This is a genomic window from Microbispora amethystogenes (assembly GCF_016863015.1).
In the GTDB taxonomy this organism is placed as follows: Bacteria; Actinomycetota; Actinomycetes; order Streptosporangiales; family Streptosporangiaceae; genus Microbispora; species Microbispora amethystogenes.
This window is the reverse complement of the sequence record NZ_BOOB01000099.1, coordinates 1-947: the sequence shown is the minus strand read 5'-3', so window position 1 is coordinate 947 and position 947 is coordinate 1. Positions and strand designations below refer to the sequence as shown.

General features: G+C 66.5%; 1 pseudogene. It reads left to right on the top strand.

Annotated features, from left to right (window positions below):
• Positions 1-459 precede the first annotated feature (459 nt).
• Positions 460-947, top strand: a pseudogene (locus Mam01_RS35810) (trypsin-like serine peptidase); the annotation flags it as partial.

Here is a 947-nt window from a genome sequence, read left to right as displayed (position 1 = left end):
TCGATCGCCTAACTCTCTCTGAGAGCACAAGCGGTCACCCGTCAGGGGTCCACACCCTGACACGGTCCACCCGAAGGGCCCGGCTTCCGAGCCGGGCCCTTTCGGCGTCTCCGGGGACCGGAGGCGGGGATTCCGGGCGCGATTAGACGGTTCGGCCGCCGATTCCGCTCCCTTTCAGGGATGTGATTTAAGTCACATAGCCCAGACCCGCTCCTCACCCGCCCTCCCTCACAGCGAGGGTTCAGCCTTCCGCCCCACCTGCGCACTCGGTCCCGTTTCGGCCGCCCCAAACCAGAACAGGATTCGATCACGGAATGGTAACGCGCCGAATGGTTCCCCTCCGCGCCGCCACGAACGCTTTCTGTCATGAAGATCTGCCCGGTATGTTCCTTGGCGATCCCTTTACTGACGCATGGGACGCATGAGGCGCCCCACGACAGCGCAAGGAGCACACCCTCAATGAAGCGCACTCTGGCTCTCGGTGGCCTCGTCGCCACCGCCGGCCTCCTCGCCGCCGGTCTCGCCGCCCCCGCCCAGGCGGCCGGCAGGGGCTGGTCCCACGACAACATGGCCCCCACGAACTCGGCCGCTCTCCAGGTCATCAAGTACTGGCGGGGCGAGCGGGCGTCGAACTTCGAGAAGGCCACGCCGTACGCCGTCGAGACCAAGGTCGCCGCCAAGCACCTCTCCAAGGGTGGCCCGTCGGCCGACAGCAAGCCCGGCGTCGTCCCGGCCATCGGCGACGAGAAGAAGTCGAGCAGCACCTCGAAGAACGTGAACCTGCCCAAGACCACGGGCAAGGTGTTCTTCCGCGGCGCCGACGGCAGGCCGCACTGGTGCACCGCCACCTCCGTGCAGTCGACCTACCACAACCTGGTCGCGACCGCGGGTCACTGCGTCTACGACACGCAGTCCAACAAGGCCACGATGGACTACTGGGTGTTCGT